The organism is Pedobacter sp. R20-19 (genome assembly GCF_000708265.2).
GTDB lineage: Bacteria > Bacteroidota > Bacteroidia > Sphingobacteriales > Sphingobacteriaceae > Pedobacter.
In genome coordinates, this window is record NZ_JCKI01000004.1 from 345,946 (window position 1) to 366,326 (window position 20,381).

A 20,381-nucleotide genomic window follows, 5' to 3' on the forward strand; every position below is an offset into this window, starting at 1 on the left:
TTCTGGCAGTTTCCGACCTTACTATTTGGCATCATTTGTTTCCAGCCAATGTCCATCGAGATCTTTAAAATAAACCTGTTTTACGCCGTCAACTCTTGTAGTAACTGCGCCTGCCTTACCTGGCCAATCTTCAAACGGAATATTTTTAGCGGTTAACATTTTAACGAAAATATCAATAGAGGCTACGCTAAAACAAAGGTGTTCGTTTTTATCAAAAGTTTGATTGCTTTTTGCACCTTGAATTAAGTGTAGTGCACCGGCATTGCCTAATGAAAACCAGGTATGTTTACCATCTTTAAATGGTTCTGGAATCTCCTTAAGGTTAAAAACACTACCATAAAAAGCAGTAGATTTACCCAAATCAGATACATAAACAGCAATATGATTTAATACAGCAGGGGCTTGTTGCGCCATAGATTTTTGAAAAAAGAAACATGAGAGCAATAAAAGCGAAGGAAAAATAATTTTTTTCATTCTTAAATATCTGATTTTATCGATCAATTCTATTGAAAATTTCTGTTTTTTATGGAAACCCAATTACAAAGTTACATTCAATGCTCGTGGTACTCATTGATGGTACTATTTAGCACACCTGGATAATATCAAAATTAAACCCACTTTTTGATTCATACAGAAGGTGGGTTTAAGTAAAAATCTGCTTGTTGCAGATCCAATCACTTCATTATTGATTGGATAGTGTTTTAAACTCCTCATCAGATAAATTAATATTTGCAGCCTTTAGGTTTTCTGCTAAATGTGCAACTGATTTGGTACCAGGAATAAGCAGAATATTTTCAGAACGTTTAAGTAACCAGGCCAAAGCAATTTGAGCTGTAGTAGCCTGATGAGCTTCTGCTATAACTTTAATTTTATCTTCTAATTTAGCTGGCCCTGATGCTAAAGGGAACCAGGGAATGAAAGCCAAACCTTGCTCAGCGGTATAATCAAGAACATCCTCCCATTTTCGGTCAACCAGGTTATACATATTCTGAACCGATACAATTGGCAATAAATTTTGTACATGTTTAATTTGCTCAATGCTTACTTCAGATAAACCTACGTGTTTAATTTTACCGGCCTTAACAGCTTCAATTACCGGAGCCAGTGTTTTTTCAATATCCGTATTTGGATCAATCCGATGCAATTGCCACAAATCAATCTGACTTACCTGAAGTCTTTCTAAACTGCCTTCAATATCTGCCTTAATTTTTTTCGGACTTCCGTTTGGAATCCATTTGTTAGGCCCTGTTCTGTCAAAACCACCTTTAGTCGCAATAAATAATCCTGATGCGTATGGGTGTAAAGCTTCAGCAATCAATAATTCATTAAATTTAGGGCCATATGCTTCGGCAGTATCAATAAAATTTACACCATTGGCTACGGCGGCCTGTAAGACCTTCTTTGCATTTTCACGGTCTTCCACTTCACCAAAAACGCCTTGACCGGTTAATTGCATGGCTCCATAACCTAATCGGTTAATTTCGATATCACCAATTTTGAATGTTAAATTCGTATTTGTCATTTCTAAAGTTTTTAATTTAAAAAAAGAGATGCTATGGTTTATTAACTTGAAAATGATTCTTAATGTTTGTACTGAAAAAAATTATGATAATGCTGCAACATATATTCTTCCTGTTGATTTAAGAAGTTAATCTGTAGCGTATTTTGCTAAAAACGATTGCTTACTTATAAGCTGCAAATAACTATAATTTCCAGAAATCTGATATCTTTTTCTCAATCGGTATAAAAAATGCCCACCAAAATCGATAAAAAGAGGACAGGAAACATGCATCCAGGCTTGATGTGCATTTCGCCAGCTAAAAGCATAAAATACTGTACTTACTGGGATTGATTTTAAATCCTTGTGGTAAAAATTAAGTATGTCTGGGTTTGGGCTTTGAGCGAGCGCGTCACTTTTCCGAATCATAGAAAGATGCTCGGTATGGCAAAATTCAAAATCATTTAATGCGATATGATTGGGGTCGGGAATCGCCTTTAAAATTTTAAAACCCTTAAACTTCAATCCGTTTACGACCCAAATCAACTTAGGATAGAATGCTTCACGAGATTGCAACTCTTTTAAAGATATGGGTGAGTTTTGAAGTTCAATGGTTACTCCGGCAGCGGTATGAATATCAGCACGGTGAAACTCCTGAAGTTGATTATCAAAAAAATTCACCTCTCGAAAGCTAGTTGGAAAGTTCTCCTTCCACTCCCGGTGCCAGATGGTTTCGTTTTCCCACCAGGAATCACATTTTTCTGCAACAGCATGTGCCCAGTGTCTGATTTTTATAGTGCCGCATTTGGCAATTACTTTTTGTCCGCAGCCAATACAATTACCACTCGCTCCCTTTACAGCTTCGGCTTTTATTCCGTTTACAAGGGCATATTGCATTTAAAGAATTATTCGTTTCCTTTAAAAATATTCATCACAGCTGTTTTCCACTGAATGTAGCCTAAATCTCCACATACACGACCTACAAAATGTTCCACTTCCTCAGGCACATCATTTACAATACGCCAGCGAATTTTATATTTTGGGTTGTAGCTGATGTATACAACCAGATCATCACTACGCTGACCAATCGCTTCCATGGCTTGTAAATGTATATCACGTAAGTCATCCGCAGCAACTTTAAGCCGCTCATTCATAATTTTACCCAGTGAAAGATCGGGTCGAAAATCTGTTTCTAATATTGCTAAAACTGTAACAGTCATATTATTCCATATTCTTCGAAAACAGAAAAAACTGCTCTCTACGCTAAATCATCAATAATCTCCTATGCGAGAAAAACAAATTTATACTAAAATATTTAGCAAACAAATATATTTGATGATATTTTCTTTAGCTGAATGTCATTTTGAAAAATGCAGCTGTGCTTCAATAAGATAGCCAATATATTTTACAGGTAACAATATTCTTTTCTTTCAAATCAACCAATCTACATGACGTTAGCAAGCATTTTGTGCATAACATCTGCCTTAAACAACATCAGGATCAACTCAATTCTGTGCATATTTGCAAAAAATAGCGAAATGCATTCAGGAGATTAGTAAGTAAAGATGGATAACAATCACAGTTTAGAAAATTCGAATCAAGATCAACAGCTCATCCTCGATTTTATTAAATTTACGAATCAGCCCATATTTTTAACAGGTAAAGCTGGAACCGGAAAAACAACACTCCTGCGCAAAATCAAAGAAACCACCACTAAAAATTTTGCTGTGGTTGCACCCACTGCGGTAGCCGCCATAAATGCTGGTGGTGTTACCATTCATTCTTTTTTCCAAATGCCCTTTGGGCCAATTATTCCAACTCAGCCAGGTGAACCAAACAAGGAGCTTAAATATGCAGAAGATAAAATTAAATTACTAAAGTGCCTTGAACTTCTGGTGATTGATGAAATTAGTATGGTGAGGGCAGATATGCTCGACTTTATTGATCAGACGCTTAGAACCGTAAAGGCATCCAATTTACCATTTGGTGGTACACAGGTTTTAATGATTGGAGATCTTTACCAGCTCTCGCCAATTGCGCATGATGCCTGGCATATCCTGAAAGATTATTATTTAAGTCCTTACTTTTTTGATAGCATAATTTTAAAACGGATTTCACTGGTTACCTTCGAGCTTCAGAAAGTTTATCGCCAGTCTGATCCCTTATTTTTAGATATTTTAAACCGGATCAGAGAAAACACACTTACCCCTGCCCTTTTAAATCAGCTGAACGAACATTACGATCCTACATTGGCTGATGCATGGAAAGAAGATTACATTACTTTAACTACCCACAATAACCTGGTTGGACAGATTAACACGGAATGCCTTGAAAAACTGGAAGGCGAAACCCATGCTTTTGCTGCAAAGGTAACAGGCGATTTCCCTAAAGATGCCTATCCGGTTGATGAAGTGCTCCATTTAAAGGTAGGTGCACAGGTGATGTTCATCAAAAATGATTCTTCAGGAAAAAAACTTTATTACAATGGTAAGGCAGCCAAAGTTGTCGGAATAGGAAATGATAGTGTGCGGGTGCAGTTTTTAGACGACAGTGAAGCATTTGAAGTGGAACGTGAAGAATGGCAGAACGTTAAATATGCGCTGGATCAGGATGAAAATAAAATTAATGAAACCAATACCGGTTCATTTGCACAGTATCCGTTTAAGCTGGCCTGGGCAATTACCATCCATAAAAGCCAAGGCTTAACTTTTGAAAAAGCCATTGTAGATATCAGCGCTTCATTTACACATGGCCAGGCTTATGTGGCATTAAGCAGGTGTAAAAGTCTTGATGGCCTGTTGCTTAAATCTCCCGTTAAGATGGAAAACATCATGACTGATAAAAGGATTATTGCTTTTACAGCCCAGGCGGTGAGTAAGAAACCTTCCCTAAATGATTTAGGCACTTTCCAAAAGCAATATGCCTGGAACCTGATTGATGATTTATTCGATTTTAGTGCCATTCAGGGCTATTGGGAGATCTTGAAAAATTCAAAATTCAGGGCTAATGATGAAAATGCTGCTTTAGATAACCTCAGGAATGCTATTGGTGATTTACTGGAAAAAGACCTCGTTCGGATTGCCAGGAAATTCAAAGATCAGGAATTGGCTAAAATAGCTAAGGATTCAAATCTTGATGAAGATGAATCATTTTTAGCGCGACTCGAAAAGGCTGCCCAATATTTTATTCCGAAACTGGAAACGGTGACCCATGAAATGAGCAAATTTGCTACCCTGAATATTTATCTGGACGAACAATCTGAAAAGATTCTAGCTACACTAAGTTTCTGTGCCAATGCCTTAAATGTTAAACTTGCACTTTTTAATTTTTCATGGAGTCCTTTTTCGCTTGAAGATTACACAAAAGTTTATCTTGGAGCTGCCAACAGGTTTGATCAGCGACCTAAAAAAACAACCCAGGCGAAAACTGAATTACCTAAAGAAGTGATTAACAAAAAATTATATCAAAGCCTGATGGATTGGAGGAAAAACTTGAGTCAGCAGCGAAATGTCCCGGCTCATTCTATTTTATCTGATCTGGCGTTGCTAAACATAGCGGCCAAACCACCAAGGTCTACCGATCAACTGGCTGCTGTAAAAGGTGTAGGTATTGGAAATGCAGTAGATTTGGGTAAAGAAATTTTAAGGATTGTGAATGACTTTTTAGGTGCAAGCACACTATTTTAAACTTCATGAAAGATTTTAAAATAAGCATAAGTAATTAATATGCCTGCAAAAAAGAATAAGACCCTAATGAGCCATTTTTCTAAAATATCCTTTCCCTGCTGCGTAAGGCTATCTTCTAAACCCTTTAGCAACTGATCTTGTTTAGCAACTTTTTCCTTTAAATCCAGATTCTCATTCTGTAAATCGAAAATACTTTTACCTGTATCTTGCTCCAGTTTGTTTAGAGCATAACGGCGTTTAAAACCACCTTCACTAATAAACATGTCAACGCCTGCCTGTTTTCCCACCATGGCGGGTAATGGAACGCCATCTACCTGACCGACAAGAATAACCAGATTCATCTGAACGAGGAAATCTAAATAATCAGACGCGAGTGTTCCGTTACCTCTGAAAATTTTAAGTACACGATCTGATTTGATGTAAACTTCTTCATCAAATTCATTCAGGATGTTATCCAAAAGCTCACATTTAGCTGGAGTTAAACTTATGGAGGGATTTTTCATTTGTAGGAACGTTGATAATATCGGCAATAAAGCAAAAATATATTTAACCTAATAGTTTTGCAACTAAAATAAGTACGCATTTTTAGACTAAACGGATAAAAAAAAACTAAAACGATTTTTTACATGAATTCATTTTTCTTAAAATAAAAACTTATGCCAGACTGAAACTGTTATTTAAAGAAAAATATAAAGTTATGAGAGACCAGGAAGATCAACCTAAAGACGAAAAAAAAATTGAGGATTCTGACCAGTTCCAAATGCACCGTGCAGGTGGAAACGCCGGGGAAGGTCATTTACCTAAAGAGGAAAAGGACGACTCAGAATACACCGAACAGGAAATTCCTTTTGCCGATGGCGAAGGAACGAAACTAGACGAGTGGATAGATGACGGGGAAGAAGAAAAAACAGAAGAATAAAAAAAGAGCGATCAGTAATGATCGCTCTTTTGGGTTTATTATTATAGAAAAATAGCTAACAGTTATTTTGACTGATTAACTTATTTATGATTTATTAAGTGCAGAAACTTGCTTTAGATGTGCTTTTAAATGAGGCAAGTGTTTGGAAGCAAACTTCCTGATTGCACTATCTTTAGATTTAGCACCTTCTTCAAATAAAGCAATCGCTTTCTGGTGGTCGCTAATCATTACGTTAACATAAGCCTGATCAAAAGAAGCACCTTTCATTTTCTTTAAATCCTCAACAGACTTTAATATATCAGCTTCGGTATCACCATCTGGATTTGAAGTGACAGAACTCGACATATTTCCAGCAGCTTCAGCCACATTTTGGTTTCTGGTGGTATCTTTCATATTTTCCAGTTGAGAATCAACCCGACCATCAGGCCTCATTCCACCAGGAAGTTTACTCATTGGCAAACTAACGCTTTTAGTTTTTGCCAATAATTTCAGTTCCTCATTCACTTTGCTATGATCATTAATCATCATCATGGCAAAAGCCTTTATCTTGGAATCAGTAGATTGCTCACTGGCTACGCCGCTTAGTTGTACTTCCTTCATTCCTGATAACATTGCCTGCCTGATGAATACTTCTACAGGGATATCAATCATTTTGCTTTGAATGACTAAGGGTTGATGATCATGGGCCGAGGCCAATTGATTAAAGCTGGAAACAGATAGTAAAACAACAGCTGTTTTGGCTAGGTTGGAGAAGATGTTTTTCATATTTAGTTCTTTTATCTTAAATAAGAACCCTATTAGTGTAGAAAATGTTTCGTTACCATCATCCTAAAATGGGTTAAGTAGTTGAAAAAAGTTAATAACGCAACGATTGTGAAGAACTATCATAAACAACTGTAAATGAATAACGTTGAGCTTTTATACCAAAACATAAAGCGATGAAAAAGTGCATCTATGTTGTTGAAGATCATCCGGCCATCAGAGAAATTATCGAATTTCTACTCACGGAAGAATTATATGAAGTAAAAGCTTTTCCAAATTCAGCAGATTTCTGGGAAAGGATGCAGGACAATATCCCTGATATGGTTATTTTGGATATCAGGTTACCAGATGCCAATGGAATAGACATCTGCAATAAGCTTAAACAAAACGCTAAAACACATCATATCCCGGTGATGATGATGTCGGCCAACAATCATTTAAGTGAGGTAAAGGCAAAATGCACCGCAGAAGATTTTATTAATAAACCTTTTGATTTAAATGATTTTGCCAATAGGGTACAGCATTACGTAAGCAATTGACTTTACTATCGATATAAGGAAGAACCACAAAACTTGCAAAACAGCGCATCACTGTCATGGCCTTCCCGGCTACAGTTTGGGCATGATTCTGGTAATTCTTTTTTCTGTCTGGCCGCAATTGCTATATCGTGCGTAATAATGCCTGTTGGTACCGCGATAATGGCATAACCAATGAGCATCACTATTGAGGCAACCAATTTACCCATTGGCGTAATGGGAGAAATATCGCCATAACCTACCGTAGTGATGGTGACAATGGCCCAATAAATACTCTCCGGAATATTAGAAAAACCATTCTCCCGCTTTTCAACCAGGTACATAATCGAACCTAGAATAATGGTAATCGTGAGCACAGTAAGCAAAAAAATACTGATTTTTCTTAAGCTACCTTTGAGCGCCTGCGTTAAAAAATTAATCTCAGATAGAAATTGCCCGAGTTTAAATATTCTGAATACCCGCAACAACCTTAAGGCTCTGAAAACCAGCAAAGATTGTGCGCCAATAAAAAAGATACTTAAATAAGAAGGGAGTAGTGCAATCAGATCAATTATGCCTAGCGGACTTAGCACAAACAAAATTGGTTTTCGCACACTGATCAATCTTAGAATATACTCTACAGTAAATAGTGCGGCAAAAATCCATTCCAGGATATTAAATAAGGTGCCATACTGCTGATGAATACTGATAACACTATCCAGCATTACGACCATAATGCTGGTGAATATGGCGATGAGTAAACCGATATCAAAAGCTTTTCCGCCAGGTGTATTGGATTCATAAATGACCTCGTGTAGCTTAAAGCGCCAATCTGTTTTGCTACCTGGCTTAATATCGTCGTATTTCAATTGGGTTCAGAAATTAATTTTAAAAAGAATTTAGAGGAAATAAGCGGCGTTAATCCCTCCTCAAATATAATAATAGTGATTTTTTATCTGCTAACCTAGCCGTTCACCACTTCACCACCATTTACATGGATCACCTGCCCGGTAATAAATGAAGCATCATCACTAGCTAAAAACACATAAGCTGGTCCAACTTCCGAAGGTTGCCCTGCCCTTTCCATGGCGGTTTCTGCACCAAAAGATTTAATTTTTTCTTCGTCAAAAGTTGAAACAATCAATGGTGTCCATACCGGGCCGGGTGCTACGGCATTTACCCGAATCCCAGTTTTAGCCAGGTTGGTAGCCAGTGAACGTGTAAATGAGGTAATGGCCCCTTTGGTAGAAGAATAATCAATCAGGTTTGGCGAAGAACGGTAAGCGGTAACAGACGTGGTATTAATAATGCAATCACCTGCCTTAAAATGCTCTAGTACCTCATGAGCAAAATAGAAATAACCAAAAATGTTTGTCCGGAAAGTATCTTCAAGCTGCTGATCATCAATTTTTCCCGGGTCTTTTTGAGGAACCTGCATCCCTGCATTATTTACTAAGATATTGATCTGACCAAATGTTTTAACCGTTTTCTGAACCGCTTTTTTGCAGAAATCAGCTTTTTTAACATCTCCTTTAATCAGTAAACATTTACGGCCTTCGTCTTCAATCATTTGCTTCGTTTGATCGGCATCAATATCTTCATTCAGATATACAATAGCGATATCAGCTCCTTCTCTGGCAAAATGCACGGCGACTGCACGTCCAATCCCACTATCACCACCAGTAATTAAGGCAACTTTATCTTTTAGCTTTTCTGAACCGCGATAACTTGCTTTGATTACTTCGGGAGCCGGATTCATTTCGGCTTCGATTCCTGGCTGCTGATCTTGTTTGGCTGGTGTTTTTTGCTTTTTCATATCATCGGTTTAAGTTATCTGATCTTGATTTAACAGAGAAAACAAAGCCATGGTTTTGGTTTTATTCGGCTAATCCAATCTTTAATAGTTAATCAATTTTAAAAAAAGCCAAACATCAAAAGCAGAATAGTGTTAAGTTTACATGCGGCTAACTTTACTTCTGTTCTTAGGCATGCTTTTACATCTTGAACTGAAAGCACAATACAGCGACTCCACCAAATACCACATCGTACTTTCTTCTACCGGATCAGTTAACCGTACCAATGAAGACAAAGCTTACCTGTTAAACAATGCCCTGAATTTAGGAATGAAAAGGGAACATTTCGTTTTAAATTCATCATCCAGCTGGCTTTATGGTAAACAAAATAACAGTTTAAGCAATAATGATTTCTCCAGTACCTTAAACTTTAACCTATACAAAACCTTTCCTCATTTTTACTATTGGGGATTACTAAATTACAACACCAGCTATTCCTTAAAACTTAAGAACCAATTGCTTGCTGGTGGCGGAATTGCCTATAGTTTTTTAGACCGCCCCAATGCTTATGTGAATTTAAGTGATGGCGTTTTATTTGACCAAAGTAGCCTGATTGTTGGCGAAAGCTACAATACCTATCGCAACTCTTTACGCTTGCAATATCATTTTGCCATTAAAGAAATCATTGTAATTGATGGAAGCCATTTCCTACAAAATTCGTTTAGTCGCAAAGGAGACCACATCATCAGATCAACGACTTCTGTTGGTTTGAAACTAAGAAAATGGATTAGCCTGACCACCGCCCTCAATTATAACAAATTAAATATCACAGGAAGGGAAAACCTTAACCTCACCTATGGTTTAAGTATAGATCAGTATTTTTAGCGCATTAAATAAGCAGCTGTAGTCCCTTTTTAGTAAGAGGATAACGTTGTGCCAGAAAATTTTCCATAGCAGCACAAAACATGGGATAAAAGTCTTTTTTATTTAGGCCCTCCAAAAGATGGGTATGGCTGACGCTGTTCATATTTTTATTTTCAGCTAAAAACGCTGCAATAAAAATAACAGCATCCCAAACGCCATCCATTAAGAAAAAGTCGAAAGCTTGTAAAATGGTATTCCATTGGGTATGCATGGGCCTGAGCAAAAAATATCGGGATACAGGAAGCAAATGTTTGCTGAAAAGCACATAATCTTCACCACAATCTTTAGTAATCATCATGGTGGCATCTGATGGAAAATTCGACTTTTCTATGCTGATGATTTCCTTCCCATATTGATGAATAGTGGCCGCACATACGGAAGAAATATCAATGAGCGCCAAATGATCATAAATTTTAGGATGCATGGTCTTTTTAGCATCTCTGATAAACTTAAGTCCGGCAATCCCCGCCTTCCCTTCAGGCTTGGGATGAAGATCAATGTATAGCAATTCAAATTCCTGCTGAAAATTAAGCGCCATAATATAATGCGCCGCCTCTGCAAGAAAATGCTGAAAATCGAGCAGAGGAGCATGATGCCCTTCCTGAAAAGATAAAATAGACAGTTGCAAAATAAAGTTGTTCGGTTTCCTTTGCTGCATATTAAAATACACAGGCAAGTTGTAAATTTAGCATTTTGCCTTCATCCATCAATGATCTGAAAGCGGATTTTTCGTTGATTGCCTGCTTACAGACTGGCTAACAGGTAAAAAAAATTAATATATATTCCTAAACAAAAATGTTGAAAAATCTTCCAGACGCTAAATAACTGTAAAACAGCAGTTAAAGAAAATTATTTAAATAATGTTTACAAAAGCATTATTTAAATAATATTCAAATCATAATTTTGTGTTATGGCAAATATAAACGTGAGGAAATCTATACAAACGAAGATTGAATCTTTAACCAAAGAAATTGAAAATCTTCAGTCAGAATTAGTTAAATGGGAAAAAATTGCATCAGAATATGAAGTAAATTCTGAAAGCATCGATTTAATTTTATCGATTCAACAACCTGAAAAAGCTGAAGGTGGACGTGCAAGAAAAATTAAACAAGCGTAAGTTTGTTCTTTTAAAGAAGAAGGCCGCAAAATATATTTACATTATTTTGCAGCCTTTTTTTGGTATGCCCCCCTCTATTTTATTACAACTTGCGATTGAAAAAGAGTTGAGGCCTGGCAGATGGAAGTGATTAGAACCGCAGGGATTCTTCGCTGCGCTCTGAATGACAAAATGATCGTAGAGATTGCAATCTTTACATCAAAATATACCTAGCCTACCACATCTTCCATTTTTCGTGCTGGAATTTTAGCCCGTGGTTTACTATTTAAGTTTTTAACGGCACCCTCAGTTTTTACAGGTTCTTTAGTTTTAGCTTTTTTCTTAAACTTTCTACCATACCAAATCAGGAAACCTGTGATTGGTAAGCTTGCACCAATTAAGGAGGCAAGAAAAGCCATTACCTTTCCAGGAAAACCAAGGATACTTCCTACATGAATATCATAGTTCATTTTTCTTAATTTTCCACCAAAACCCGAAGCTTCATATGGAATGGAATAGACTCCTTTTCCTTTAAGTTCCTGAAGGGTATGCTGATCAAAAGTATAACTTAAGTTATTATAAAACTGCCCTTTATTAGGGTAAACCGTAATATTAATGGTGGCTTTTGCTTTTGATGTATCCGGGAAATTATAATAGAAACCTTCAGATTTCGGGTGCTTTTTAATGACTGCATTCCAGGCGAGATCCATTGCTTTTTCTGGCGTGTAAAACTTACCTGTTTGCAAAGAATCAGATGCTAACCGATCAAATTCACCTAATTTATCACCACCACTGGTTACCCAATACAAGCCTTCGCTATACCATTTGATACCATAAACCATACCTGTAAGGGCGATAAAAAGCAAAAAGATGAGCGAATAGAAACCTAATACATTATGCAAATCCAGATTAACGCGTTTGAATGATGCACCCCATTTGATTTTGAAACTTTTATCACGGGTAGATTTGTTCCATTTTTTAGGGTACCACCAGATTAAACCCGTAATCAACAGGATAACGAAGATGAGTGTTCCATAATTAACAATCGGGCGCCCAATGGCATACGGCAACCAAAGAAAGCGATGTCCATTCAGAATAAACCTGAAGAAATCTACCTCGCCTTTCTTGTGCACCACCTTGCTGATCACTTCGCCTGTGTAAGGGTTAATGGTTAAAGTTGTTCCTCCACCGCGGCGGCCTTCCTCCTTTGCACCTTTCAGATTTAGGTTAATAGCCCTTCCCTGTTGATAATTCGCGTATACAGGCATTTTATCGGGGAACACACTTGCTGCAATAGCGGTGAGCTGACCCGGTGTTATCACCGCTTTGTTTTGTTTTTCAATTTTGGTTTCAGGTTCCAGTAACCCGGTAATTTCCTCATTAAAAACCCAAATGCAACCTGTAAGGCATACCACCAAAACAATAAGACCAGATACCAGGCCCAGCCAAAGGTGAAGCCATTTATTAATTCTGGTAAATGTTGAATCTTTTACCTTTTTCTTTGCCGGGTTGTTTTGGTTTACTGTTGCCATGGTATAAGTATTGGAAATAGAAATTCTGAATTAATATTGAAGTGCATTAATAGCCGTAATGGTTCCACCCACTACCTTTAAACCTTTTTTCGCTACCGCGATATTGGCATCGAAAACATATACATAACTGCCCTCGCTTGCCGTAGTAATGCCAATGTATCCGGTTCTGCCATCTTTTGGTGCATAATTATTAATGGTAGTGGTTCTGGTAATATCATTCGGCACACCAGTTACCCATTTAAATGTTTTATTAATCACATCCACAATGGCAAACTTTCTGGCGGTACCGGCAAGTGACTTAGGTTGAGCGTACATTTGCACTACAAATTTGCCCATTCCCAAATAGCTTTGCCCGGCCATGTGGTAACCTCCTGAAAGTTCTTCCACATTAAAAAAATAACTCTTATCAAATTCAGTTGTGCCTTTATTGATTCGGATCACCGCAGATGGATTTTTTGAACTTGGAGTTCCGGAATTAGTTGCAGAAGCATATGAAAAAGCATAAGCATCGCCATTTTCAATTTCAACTAAACCATTTACAAAGTAAGCCCCAATATAACTCGTACGGTTGTCTTTTATCACTTTCTCCAGGGTTAAATCAGGATAACTGTATACAGCAACCCATGAACTATCCGGGTAGGCAGTACCAAATACATCAGGTGCAGCACCCTTAATGCTCATATAAGGTGCAAAAAGTTTATCGCCCACTTGTGTGGCCCAGGTGAAATGCGCACGTTCGCCATTTCCGGCAAGCTTTACAATATTCACTTGTTTTTCTCCAACAATCTGATATTTACGGGCATCAATCCGAAAGAAACTCGAAAATTCATTTCCAGATCTTGGAATTTTGGCAATAAATATATCATCCTTCACCGGGGCAAAAAGCTGAACGGTTTCCGTTTGGAAGTTGGTAAGTTTATTTAATTTACCTGTAGCATCCAACCGGTAAGTGGTTACCGCACCCGGATTTCCTTGTCCGTATAGTAAGCTAAAAAATCTATTTCTATGGGTAAGGTAATAACGGTAAGAACCATCCTGTTCAATTCCGTTACCTTGTGTGGTCACCATTCCAGAGTCGAGGCTATTGGTGGTTAATAAATAATCGGCAATTCCGGTGGTACCAATGGGTGTTGCAGAAATGATATATTTAGTGGCCCCGGTTAGTTCCGTATCCACATCTACAATTTCAGATGAATCAAGCTCCTTATCGCAGCCGGCAAATAAAGCGAATAAAGAAAAGCTTAAAAATGGAAGTAAATATCTTGTTTTCATATTTGTAAATCTTAAAATTTTATGATCTGTTGTTGCTAAAAAAGTATCTTACCTTGGCATAAAAAGCCCTGCCTGGTTTTTGTAAAGAGAAATTATCATAGATGCGGTTATTCACCAGGTTTTTACATTCCAAGCCAATATTGTATCGCCCTCCGCCTAAAGTATAAACAGCATTCACGTCTTGCATCCACTGTCTTGGAATGTCATATTTGGTATCTGAAGTTCCCTGACTTGGCCATGATAGATAATAAGCATGAACATACAGTACATTGTAACCAAGGGTTAATGTATTTCCTTTCTTACCTACGTTATTAAAGAAAAGTGATGCATCTGCATTACCAAAAAGATAAGGCATATTGGGGATACGATCTCTATACAAAGGACTTTCCATTGTTTGTCCCTGTTCAAAACGGGTATTGTTTCTTAAGTTCTGGTAAGTTAGGTTTACCCCTGCAGTAAAGAGTTGCTTATAAGAATACCGCACTTCTGATTCGAAACCTAAATTGGTTACATCCGCCAGGTTTCCCATCACCTGTTTAGTTTGATTATTATTAAGTTGCGGGCGAATAAAATCTTTCGCATCGCGATACATGACGTTACCATCAAAACTAAAACGGTGAATCTGGTTGACTTGTGCCTGATAGCTAAATCCTAAATTGTAATTATTACTCTGCTCGGGTTTAAGGCTAATGCTACCTTCCAGGTTTAAAAGATCGCCAAAAAGCTCATCAGTTTCCGGTAATCGGTAACTTTTCTCATATGAAGCCTTTAACTGAAAATTCGGAACGATAAAATAGGTTGTCGCAATGCCATAGCCAGTTTTACTGTAGCTGTTTTCTTGTTGCAGATAAGCAACATCGCCCCAATTACCGCTAGGATTATAGCTTTGAGCATATTTGTTTGATTGATAAAACTGCTTGGCAAAAACAGAGGTGTTCCATTTTTCCGAAGCGCTGAATTTATACCCTAACCCTAACACATTTTTATTGTTCTTACGGGGTTGCTCGTAATTTTGGTTTTGTGGGAAGAGTTCATCAGAACCTTTTCTGTTAAACGAATTGTAAACATTATTTAATGAAAAGGAATGACGCTCATTAAGGGTATACGTTAAGTTGGCAGTGGCCAATCCATTATTGTTACGGAATTTATACATGGAGCGTTCCCTTTCGCTTCCGGCTCCCGGGTATTGTTTATATTCCTGAAACCAGTTATATCGGCGATATACCGTATCAATATTTTGTTCTGTGCCGAAATTAAAGTTACCATTTACACGAAGATCAAGTCCTTTGGTAAATAAGTCCTTTTTCTGGTATTTTACAGTTGGCATTAAAATGCTCCCTCTTCTATGCCAATCGCCAAAAACACTTACCATTCTGGCACCCGTTTGCACTTCTGCATAGTTTTTTCCAGCGGTTAAACCAAACATCAGCTGATCTGCAAATGATTTATTAACCACCCCTGCACCTACAATTACAGTTTCGTTATGGTAAGTATCGTTAAAACGTTTCACTACCTGATTTCTGAAATAGCGTCCATCAAAAGAAGCCACATCAGTAGTTACTTTATAATCGTTATCAGAATAATTCTGGAAAGCATTTAACTGCACTTTAAATCCTGAAGGTGAGGTATAACCAGCATTGATAGCCGTTTTATGCGTATTGAAGGAACCGTATGAATAAGAAACATCTGCATAACTTTTTGTGGTATTATCGGTAACGATGTTGATGGCACCGCCCAATGCGTCAGATCCAAGCCATACCGGAACCACGCCTTTATACACTTCCACACGCTGAGCCAGGTTAATTGGAATATTATTAATCTGAAAGGATGAGCCAAAATTATCCATAGGCACTCCATCAATAAAAAACTTTACCTGTCTACCTGTGAATCCATTTAACGAAAAATCCATTCGTGATCCCAATCCACCAGCCTCTCTAACCCGAACACCAGATACACGATCTAGTGCATGAGAAATATCCAATGTACTATTGTGCAATTTCTTCGCATCGATGGAGGTAACATTAAAGGCTTGCCTATTTACCTGTTGATTTGCTGTTCTACCAATTACATTAACCGTTTCCATATCTTCAGAAGAAGCAGTTAGGCTAAAACTCAATTTACTTTCCTGATTTTCGGATAGGGTTATTTCTTTTTTAATGGTTACAAAACCGATGGCTGTAACCTGAATGTGGTAATTACCAACCTTAAGATTGGTAATTCTAAAGTTTCCACTCTCATCAGAGAAGGTACCAGAAGTGGTTTTCTGAATTTTAATGGTTGCCCCCGGTATGGGTTCGCCATTAGCACTTTTGATTTGCCCTGAGACACCGGATAGCCGGTTTTGGGCGGAGGTAAAAATTACACAGGCACATAAGATGCCCAATAGCAAAATTTTCTTAATTTGCATGACTTTTAATGGAGATTAAAGGTGAGCCGATTTTCCGGTTAGCCACACGGGTCTGAACCGTGTGGCATTTTTTATCTGCCGCAAATATAACCTCTATTTAGATCAAGTCCAAATAAGATTTGGTTTTAATTAGGCTTATTTGGCTTCCTAAAGAGGGATAATGGGATTTAGCTGGTTATTTAACCGAAACGTTACACAGCACATTTTTTTGAATAAATGTCTCAACACTTATACATGACGTCCTTCCGTCTGATCTATACCTGATAAGATTTGAAGTAATGCATCAAGTCATTAATTCAAAAAAAATCTGCAGAAAATATTCAGGATCATTTATTTACAATCTACGGCCTGACCATACATACCTGTTGGCGCAGGAGATAGAAAAGGAATGCCAAGGTTAGCTGAACGTACAATTAACAAAAAACCCATCATCAACATTAGCCAGGGGATTAGCCTTTGTGTGTTGAACGGAATATACTGTTTAATAAAAATTCCTCCCAATGAAATCATTAGCATCAGCGGTGTGGTGCCCATACCAAATAAAAGCATAAAAATACCGCCAGCTTTAAAACTCCCGGTATTCAGGGCAGTTGCAAACGCCAGGTAAACCATTCCACAAGGAATGATGCCATTGAGTGCGCCTGCAAAAAAGCCCCAGAGCGGCAACTTGAATACGTAGCCCATTAATTTACTGATAGGACGTATTAAATGGTTTTGTAACGCGGCAAAACGCTTCACATATTGCGGAACAAGTTGCAATAAGGTAAAAAAAATCAACAGTAAACCTATAATGGTACTGAGTATCTGCTGATTGCTAAAAACGGCTATACTGCCACCAAGTGCACCTGCGCACAGGCCTAAAACCACATAAACGAAGATTCTTCCAAGCTGATATAACAGCAATTGTGAGGCAGAAGCTAAAAAATGCTGCTTCTGAAAAGGCATACCCAGCATAATTGGTCCGCACATTACTGCACAGTGTAAACTGCCAAACAGGCCCATTAAAAAAGCTAATGGCAAGAAATCTGTCATAGGGTAAGGTTAGTTTTATACAGATAATCTTTCCCGTTGCTGCGCCATTGAATATTCAAAAACCACATCCCTTTTGGTAAATGAGACCGGCTCACGAGAATTAGGTGATTAGTTCCGATCGTTTTACCTTCAAACTTTAAATCTTCCGCCTTATTGGATGGCCGCATCAATACGAGCTGGTAGCTGGCGCTATCTTTTAAGCTGATGACCAATTGCTTTTGATCAATCACAATTTTCGGCTGTGCATCAGCATTCAACATGTTTTGCTCTGCGTTATAAGTTGTATTATAAGTAATTCCTTTCTCATAATAATCATCTTCCACTAAAGCATCACCATCATGTTTGGCAAACATATAAATGACCATTGCGATGATGAAAAGCATGAAACAGCCCATCCCCAATAAAATTTTAGTACCCCAGTTCATTGTCATCTTTTTTTTTATTGTTATTGGTTATCAGGCTGTGCAAAAAAACTTGTGCTTGCCTGGCTTAAAACTTTTCCATCTACCACCACTTCAAATTCGGCATCAGATTTATATTCCTTAATCTGGTTATTATTTCTGATGAGAAAGAAGGTAATTTGTGCAGATCCGTCTTTTGGAAGCACATTTGCTGCTTGTATAAATTCGATTTGATCATGTTGATCTTTCGCCCTGAATTCAAACTTTATCGTTTTATTGGTTTTATTGATCAACTCTGCATTATACAGATTGCTGGTTTGATTGCTTCCTCTATTTTGATAAAGCGTACCACTCGCCCGCAACACGGTAGTTTCAATTGATGACCTTTTATAAATGAGTGCAGAAAAAACCATGAATACCACAAATAAAACAGCTGCATATCCATAGGCTTTGGCCCCTATTTTAAATGGCTTCTGTTGGCTAATATAATCCTGATTGAAAAATCCTATTAGCCGCTCTGGTTTGTTGATTTTTAGCATCACTTCATCGCAGGCATCAATACAGGCTGTACAATTTACACATTCCAGCTGTGTTCCCTTTCTAATGTCTATGCCCGTTGGGCAAACCTGTACGCATAATCCACAATCTATGCAATCGCCTTTAGCTTCATCTACATTTTGTCTCTGAATCTTCCCTCGGGGTTCACCTCGATTAACATTATAGGCTACAATAAGGCTCTGGTTATCCAGCAAAACACCCTGTAACCTGCCGTAAGGACAAATTACCGTACAAACCACCTCACGCACATAGGCAAAAACACCATAAAACAGAAAGGTAAAAATACAGATGGAAATAAAGCCTGATACATGCTGATGAACTGGTTCTGTGATGATGCTGAATAGTTTTTCGGAACCAATAAGATAGGCTAAAAAGGTATTCGCGATGGCAAATGAAATCACTAAAAAGATAAAATGTTTAGCCGATTTTTTAAAAATCTTCTCCCTATTCCAGGGCTGTGCATTTAGTTTCTTTTGCTTCTGATTATCGCCTTCAATCCAGAATTCTATTCTCCGGAACACCAATTCCATAAAAATGGTTTGCGGGCAGGCCCAACCACACCAAAGCCTGCCCAAAACCACTGTAAAACAGACAATAAAAATCATGAATATGAGCATCGCCAATGCGAAAAGATAAAAATCCTGCGGGGTAAAAATCAATCCAAAGAATACAAATTTTCGTTCGATGAAATTTAATAGCACCCACTGCTCACCATTCAATTTTAAAAAAGGGCAAGAGAATAAAAGCAAAAGCAGCACATAGCTTACCCATTTCCGGTAAGTATATAATCTTCCCGATGGCTTTTTAGGATATAGAAAATCCCTGCCCTTGCTTTCTTTTTTCTTATTATTTTGTGGCATTTGTTGTTTTCAAACTATCTGCGGGTTCTTTCATGGCATTATCCTGTGGATCTTTTTCTTCATACTTCTCACCCTGAGCAGCCTTAGCCCCTGCCGGATTTGTACCCGACAGCGATAAAATGTAATTGGCGACAGCACTGATTTGTTTCGGATTCAGGTTTTTCTCCCAGCTAATCATACCTTTTTCAGGCACACCGTATTTAATGGTTTTGAAGACGTTGTTAATGCCCCCACCGTGTAACCAGTAATCATCAGTTAAATTCGGACCGATAATTCCTTGCCCTTTATCGCCATGACATACTTTACAGTTTCCTTCGAAAATATTCTTCCCTTCAGCCAATACCGATTCTGTGATATCAACTTTCACCGTATTTTCATCAATTGCATTTGCTGATTTTTGTAAGTAGGCCGCTTTTTCAACTTGCGCCTGTGCTATTTCATTTTTATATTCCTGATCCTGGAGATCGCCATAGCCACCAATGTGGTAATAGAACAGGTAACCTGCCGCAATAATCATGGTACCGAAAAACAAGAAGTTAAACCAGGCTGGAACCGGATTATTCAGTTCCTTAATACCATCATAGGCGTGATCAATTTCCAGATCTTTTTCCTGTTCAATGGGTTTTAAACTCAATAATTTTTCCCAGATAGAATAGCCTTTTTTCCGGCTCTTTAACCATTCATCATAGTTTAATTGTTCAGCCTTCTCTGGTGATAAATAAGGTGTAGGATTGAGCTGTTCCTTATACATCACCTTGAAAGCGTTGAGTAAGGTAAGCGACACAAATACCAGTACAACAGCAAATAGCAATAAAATAACGATCAATAATTCTGATTGCGTAAGCCCAAGTGATGGCGCTGAAGGCTTTACATTTTCAGCAACTGTTTTTTCATCTGCTGCGAATGCCAACACCTGACCGAGCAGCAACAAAATAAATAAACTAATCTTCTTCATACCCTTGAGTTTGATTTTCCTGGATTGGCAATTCGCTCATGACTTCGATATGCTTTTTATTTAATTTAAGGAGGTAAATGCCTACGATAATGAAAAATACCATAAACATGATCAGTGAGCTGATGAGGTAAAGTTCACCTCCGGCCAGGTCTTTTATTTGATTGAACATAA

22 protein-coding genes are annotated in these 20,381 nt (G+C 37.8%); 5 read left to right on the top strand and 17 right to left on the bottom strand.

Going from position 1 to position 20,381, the window contains the following annotated elements; translation table 11 throughout:
• Window positions 1–21 precede the first annotated feature (21 nt).
• The 4 genes from AN34_RS11775 to AN34_RS11790 form a co-directional block, all read right to left on the bottom strand.
• Complete coding sequence (locus tag AN34_RS11775; RefSeq protein WP_231625535.1) at window positions 22–474, bottom strand: VOC family protein; 453 nt, start codon at window positions 472–474, stop codon at window positions 22–24.
• A gap of 208 nt (window positions 475–682) precedes the next feature.
• Window positions 683–1,522: an aldo/keto reductase gene (locus AN34_RS11780; RefSeq protein WP_029285600.1), complete on the bottom strand. Its 840-nt coding sequence runs from the start codon at window positions 1,520–1,522 to the stop codon at window positions 683–685.
• Window positions 1,523–1,648: 126 nt separating this feature from the next.
• Entirely contained in the window at window positions 1,649–2,395 is a 747-nt protein-coding gene (locus tag AN34_RS11785) for a competence protein CoiA (protein ID WP_029285602.1), read from the bottom strand.
• An 8-nt stretch (window positions 2,396–2,403) separates the two neighbouring features.
• Window positions 2,404–2,718: a hypothetical protein gene (locus AN34_RS11790; RefSeq protein WP_029285604.1), complete on the bottom strand. Its 315-nt coding sequence runs from the start codon at window positions 2,716–2,718 to the stop codon at window positions 2,404–2,406.
• A gap of 345 nt (window positions 2,719–3,063) precedes the next feature.
• Between AN34_RS11790 and AN34_RS11795 the strand changes: the two genes are divergently transcribed.
• Window positions 3,064–5,184 carry an HRDC domain-containing protein gene (locus tag AN34_RS11795; protein WP_051666470.1) on the top strand — a complete coding sequence of 707 codons (2,121 nt, stop codon included), beginning with the start codon at window positions 3,064–3,066 and terminating at the stop codon, window positions 5,182–5,184.
• Here AN34_RS11795 and AN34_RS11800 read toward each other — a convergent pair.
• Window positions 5,181–5,687: a hypothetical protein gene (locus AN34_RS11800; RefSeq protein ID WP_029285608.1), complete on the bottom strand. Its 507-nt coding sequence runs from the start codon at window positions 5,685–5,687 to the stop codon at window positions 5,181–5,183. The genes AN34_RS11795 and AN34_RS11800 overlap by 4 nt on opposite strands.
• A 194-nt stretch (window positions 5,688–5,881) precedes the next feature.
• Between AN34_RS11800 and AN34_RS11805 the strand changes: the two genes are divergently transcribed.
• Complete coding sequence (locus AN34_RS11805) at window positions 5,882–6,103, top strand: hypothetical protein (protein ID WP_029285610.1); 222 nt, start codon at window positions 5,882–5,884, stop codon at window positions 6,101–6,103.
• 84 nt (window positions 6,104–6,187) lie between these two features.
• On the opposite strand, the gene AN34_RS11810 is transcribed toward AN34_RS11805, so the two are convergent.
• The gene (locus tag AN34_RS11810) at window positions 6,188–6,868 is read right to left on the bottom strand and encodes a DUF4142 domain-containing protein (RefSeq protein ID WP_029285611.1); all 681 of its coding nucleotides are present in this window, start codon (window positions 6,866–6,868) and stop codon (window positions 6,188–6,190) included.
• Window positions 6,869–7,041: 173 nt separating this feature from the next.
• On the opposite strand from AN34_RS11810, the gene AN34_RS11815 reads away from it, so the two are divergent.
• The gene (locus AN34_RS11815) at window positions 7,042–7,404 is read left to right on the top strand and encodes a PleD family two-component system response regulator (RefSeq protein ID WP_029285613.1); all 363 of its coding nucleotides are present in this window, start codon (window positions 7,042–7,044) and stop codon (window positions 7,402–7,404) included.
• 5 nt (window positions 7,405–7,409) lie between these two features.
• Here AN34_RS11815 and AN34_RS11820 read toward each other — a convergent pair whose 3' ends face one another.
• Both AN34_RS11820 and AN34_RS11825 read right to left on the bottom strand, forming a co-directional pair.
• Window positions 7,410–8,249 carry an ion transporter gene (locus AN34_RS11820; RefSeq protein WP_231625536.1) on the bottom strand — a complete coding sequence of 280 codons (840 nt, stop codon included), beginning with the start codon at window positions 8,247–8,249 and terminating at the stop codon, window positions 7,410–7,412.
• A 95-nt stretch (window positions 8,250–8,344) separates the two neighbouring features.
• Complete coding sequence (locus tag AN34_RS11825; RefSeq protein WP_029285617.1) at window positions 8,345–9,196, bottom strand: SDR family oxidoreductase; 852 nt, start codon at window positions 9,194–9,196, stop codon at window positions 8,345–8,347.
• Between the two features lie 172 nt (window positions 9,197–9,368).
• On the opposite strand from AN34_RS11825, the gene AN34_RS11830 reads away from it, so the two are divergent.
• Window positions 9,369–10,058 (top strand): DUF481 domain-containing protein, encoded by a 690-nt coding sequence (locus tag AN34_RS11830; protein WP_231625537.1) that lies wholly within the window; start codon window positions 9,369–9,371, stop codon window positions 10,056–10,058.
• Between the two features lie 4 nt (window positions 10,059–10,062).
• Here the strand turns inward: AN34_RS11830 and AN34_RS11835 are convergent, their stop codons facing one another.
• The gene (locus tag AN34_RS11835; RefSeq protein WP_029285621.1) at window positions 10,063–10,755 is read right to left on the bottom strand and encodes a hypothetical protein; all 693 of its coding nucleotides are present in this window, start codon (window positions 10,753–10,755) and stop codon (window positions 10,063–10,065) included.
• A 252-nt stretch (window positions 10,756–11,007) separates the two neighbouring features.
• Here AN34_RS11835 and AN34_RS11840 point away from each other — a divergent pair, with 252 nt between their 5' ends.
• A complete protein-coding gene (locus tag AN34_RS11840; RefSeq protein ID WP_029285623.1) occupies window positions 11,008–11,214 on the top strand; it encodes a hypothetical protein in 207 nt (68 codons plus the stop codon).
• A gap of 209 nt (window positions 11,215–11,423) precedes the next feature.
• On the opposite strand, the gene AN34_RS11845 is transcribed toward AN34_RS11840, so the two are convergent.
• From AN34_RS11845 to AN34_RS11880, 8 genes are all read right to left on the bottom strand, one after another.
• Window positions 11,424–12,725 (bottom strand): PepSY domain-containing protein, encoded by a 1,302-nt coding sequence (locus tag AN34_RS11845; RefSeq protein ID WP_029285625.1) that lies wholly within the window; start codon window positions 12,723–12,725, stop codon window positions 11,424–11,426.
• Window positions 12,726–12,755: 30 nt separating this feature from the next.
• Window positions 12,756–13,997: a DUF4374 domain-containing protein gene (locus tag AN34_RS11850; RefSeq protein WP_029285627.1), complete on the bottom strand. Its 1,242-nt coding sequence runs from the start codon at window positions 13,995–13,997 to the stop codon at window positions 12,756–12,758.
• Between the two features lie 19 nt (window positions 13,998–14,016).
• A complete protein-coding gene (locus tag AN34_RS11855) occupies window positions 14,017–16,404 on the bottom strand; it encodes a TonB-dependent receptor (protein ID WP_029285629.1) in 2,388 nt (795 codons plus the stop codon).
• Window positions 16,405–16,734: 330 nt separating this feature from the next.
• Window positions 16,735–17,436: a sulfite exporter TauE/SafE family protein gene (locus AN34_RS11860; RefSeq protein ID WP_051666472.1), complete on the bottom strand. Its 702-nt coding sequence runs from the start codon at window positions 17,434–17,436 to the stop codon at window positions 16,735–16,737.
• Complete coding sequence (locus AN34_RS11865; protein ID WP_029285633.1) at window positions 17,433–17,861, bottom strand: FixH family protein; 429 nt, start codon at window positions 17,859–17,861, stop codon at window positions 17,433–17,435. The genes AN34_RS11860 and AN34_RS11865 overlap by 4 nt, the downstream gene beginning before the upstream one ends.
• Before the next feature lie 20 nt (window positions 17,862–17,881).
• Window positions 17,882–19,255: a cytochrome c oxidase accessory protein CcoG gene (ccoG, locus tag AN34_RS11870; RefSeq protein ID WP_029285635.1), complete on the bottom strand. Its 1,374-nt coding sequence runs from the start codon at window positions 19,253–19,255 to the stop codon at window positions 17,882–17,884.
• Window positions 19,242–20,210: a cbb3-type cytochrome c oxidase N-terminal domain-containing protein gene (locus AN34_RS11875; RefSeq protein WP_082468378.1), complete on the bottom strand. Its 969-nt coding sequence runs from the start codon at window positions 20,208–20,210 to the stop codon at window positions 19,242–19,244. Before AN34_RS11875 ends, ccoG begins: the two co-directional genes overlap by 14 nt.
• The gene (locus AN34_RS11880; RefSeq protein WP_029285639.1) at window positions 20,197–20,379 is read right to left on the bottom strand and encodes a hypothetical protein; all 183 of its coding nucleotides are present in this window, start codon (window positions 20,377–20,379) and stop codon (window positions 20,197–20,199) included. The genes AN34_RS11875 and AN34_RS11880 overlap by 14 nt, the downstream gene beginning before the upstream one ends.
• Window positions 20,380–20,381 lie beyond the last annotated feature (2 nt).